The organism is Cobetia sp. (genome assembly GCF_983723665.1).
The window spans coordinates 1-3,009 of record NZ_CFDJES010000228.1 but is presented as its reverse complement, the minus strand read 5'-3'; the positions used below and the strand labels follow the sequence as shown (position 1 = coordinate 3,009).

Here is a 3,009-nt window from a genome sequence, read left to right as displayed (position 1 = left end):
TCGTCGGCCTGGGGGCCAGCGAGGATGTCGCGGTAGGTGCCTTCCAGCGTGGCCTTAGCCTTCTGATCATCGGAGAGCGAGCTTAACAGGGTGGCGAAGGCATCGCGTTCCTGGGTCAGCGGCTCGTTCACGCGGCCGTTCATCTCGAAATAGGGGAAGGGTTCCACACCACGGAAGGAGGGCGTGGCACCGGCCAGCTTGCCGTCGGTGTAGGTGTTGGCGAAGGCCATGTGGTGGCCGCCGTAGTACAGCTCCCAGGTGCCGGTCTCGCCGGGCGTGCCGAGGAAGGCGAACTTGGTGTTGTAGGAGGAGTAACCGGCCTTGTAGTCGGTGCTGACGGTGTTGATGTAGTCATCGGCGTTGAGCGTCTGGAGCATCTCGTCGAAGCCTTCATCGGGCGCGTGGCCGGTGGCTTCCAGCATGATGGCTTTGACGAGGCCGCGCTGCTTGATGTTCAGCTCGCCCAGCAGCACGCCGGGGCGTTTCGGGAAGGCGCCAGCGGGCAGATTGCTCCAGTTCTCGGCTTCTGCGAGGGAGTAGTCATGCTGCAGGTTCTGCAGGATGTCATCGTCAGAGATATCCGCCTTGAGCAGATCAATCAGGCATAGCATGCGCTCATAACTGGGTGTGTCGCCGCACTCGGCGGCGCTCTCGGGGATGGGCACACTCTGCATCTGGGTGCTGGTATCGCCCATGCGCGCGCGCAGTGCCTCGCTCAGGGCCTGGTCTTCCGCTGACATCGGCGGCGGGCCATCGTGATCGGGCGGCGGCCCGTCGTGCCCTTGTTGTGCGAGGACGGGGAAGGACAGGAGCGCGGCCAGCGCGGCTCCTCCGGTCACTGCGAGACGTCGGGACATCGATGGGCCTATTTTCCGGGGGCAGGAGGAAAACCTTAGCCCGCCTGACGTCGAGCAGGAAGCCTTCACCAGATGATTTCTTTGTGCACATGCGGTGGGCTGTGCGTCGGTTGGCGACGACAGCCGCGGGGCATGTCACGGCTCACGCCAGTGTCAGATCACCGTCGTATTCGAAGCGTCTTTCCTCGCCGGTGACAGGGTCAATGAACTCGAATCCCTTGGAGAGCAGCTGCAAGGGGCGCGCGTAGTCATCCGGCGAGAGCGGTTGCAACACGGGGTAGTAGCGGTCATTCAGAATCGGCCAGCCCAGCGTCTGCATATGCACGCGTAGCTGGTGGGTTCTGCCGGTGACAGGGTGCAGCTCGAACAATGCCTGCCTCTCTGTCTGCTGCACGCAGCGAATCACCGAGTGGCTGTTGGCCGCGCCGTCGGTGACATGAATGCGGAAGCGTTGCTCGCTCTGCTCGAGACGGTTCTTCACCTCCCACTGCTGGCCCACCAATGATTCCTCGCTGTGTATTTCGGCGATGGCCTGATAGGTCTTGTGGATATTCCGCGACTTGAACAGCTGATGGTAGAGGGGGCGCGTGTCGGGATTGACGGAGCACAGCACCAGCCCCGCCGTGACCCTATCCAGCCGATGCACCGCCTGCAGCGCCTCTATCCCGGTGCGCTTGCGCAGTCGCTGCTGCAGGCACTCGTTCACGTACAGGCCGCCGGGTGTCACCGGCAGAAAGTGCGGCTTGTAGGCCACCAGAATGTGCTCATCCTGATAGAGAATCCGCTCCGCGAAGGGAATGCTCGGCTCGCTTGCCACCTCGCGGTAATAGAACACACGCAGATGTGGCTGATAGGGCGACTCTGGCGTAATCCGCGAGCCATCATCGCGATGTACCTTGCCCTCGGCCATGCGCTCGCGCCAGCGTGACTCGGCAATCGCCGGAAACTTGAGCAGCAGATACTCCAGCACCGTCGTCACACCGGGATTGACCTGAGGCAAGCTCAGCTTGGAAGGACGCGCGGAAATGGACATGGAAGGCCTGAGGTCGTGGGGAGCGGCTTGAGGGAGCCATTGTACAGGGTGAGGTGGGGAGCGGCGTTGTCAGTATTTTTGTCGCTGTTATAGGTAGGGAGAGCTGGGATCAAAGGTCTATTCAAGACGTTGATATAAAACATCAAAAAAGCCCTCCCGGCATCGCCGGGAGGGCTTTTTCATGCGTCTTGCGGACTACTGTCACCGATGGGTTGATCTGCGGGGTTCTACTGAGATCAGACCGTTACATCGGGTGTTGCTCTTCTTCGTAGAGCTCGGCCTTGGCGTCGCGTAGGACATCTTCGCAGGCGCTGTGGTTGGCCAGTTGCAGCATCAGATTCTGGCTGAGGGCGAAGCCCTTGCCCAGGCAGGTGTCGACCTCTTCGCGGGTGAGCGCCGGGGTGACATTGCAGTCAATCTTCATCGTACGACTACCGCCATCAAAGCGGTCGGCGAGGGCGCGCAAGCGCCAGGCAAGCCGTGTTTTCCAGCGGGCGGTGGGGTCGGGGCCTTCCGTCACGTCGAGCGTGCAACGCCATTCAGGTTTGTAGACCTTCATGTGAACCTCCTCGGCTGGTCGTTTTCAATGATCGATCGTGATGTTCTGCTCCGCGTGCTGTGCTTGATGTCGTGCCTTGTTGCTCGTACCAGAAATGCGTTCCAGTCGTGCATATGACAGTCGTGCTCGAGGCTCGCGCGTCATCTTGATCGACGACAGGCCGAGCCTCTCTCCCACCATACGAGTTTTGGCGCCGAGATACATCAGTCTGAGTGTAAACGTTGCTTATCCTGATGTATCTGCAACAGCTGCTCCAGCGCCAGATGCAGCCAGTCAAAAGTATCAAGTGGCCTCACGACCCGCGCTGGCACGCCACTTTGTTCAGCGGTGGCGGGGCTGTCAGGCGGAGTGTGCTCGCCCAGCAGCTCCGCCAGGCTCTCGATCTGGATGCCTTCGCGTAATGCGAATGTCTCAAGCTCGCCACTGGCCAGCCAGATCTCCTGAATCACCGTCGGCACCGCACTCATGGCACAGGCGTAGTCGAGAATCTCGCCGCGCTCGCGTTCTGCTGCAATGCGCGCGGCATGCGCCAGCAGTTGGGCGCTCAAGGCCGGAAAGCG

4 protein-coding genes are annotated in these 3,009 nt (G+C 61.2%); all 4 read right to left on the bottom strand.

Annotated features, from left to right (window positions below):
• The coding region (locus tag AC4FAH_RS14200; RefSeq protein WP_490246273.1) for a DUF3500 domain-containing protein at positions 1 to 740 on the bottom strand (740 nt) is incomplete at its 3' end.
• Between the two features lie 259 nt (positions 741 to 999).
• Positions 1,000 to 1,890, bottom strand: coding sequence for a pseudouridine synthase (locus AC4FAH_RS14195; protein ID WP_286988947.1), 891 nt, complete (start codon positions 1,888 to 1,890; stop codon positions 1,000 to 1,002).
• Positions 1,891 to 2,134: 244 nt separating this feature from the next.
• Complete coding sequence (locus AC4FAH_RS14190) at positions 2,135 to 2,449, bottom strand: hypothetical protein (RefSeq protein ID WP_043333722.1); 315 nt, start codon at positions 2,447 to 2,449, stop codon at positions 2,135 to 2,137.
• 203 nt (positions 2,450 to 2,652) lie between these two features.
• Positions 2,653 to 3,009, bottom strand: a 357-nt coding sequence (locus tag AC4FAH_RS14185; RefSeq protein ID WP_490246272.1) for a hypothetical protein, incomplete at its 5' end; no start/stop codon positions are given.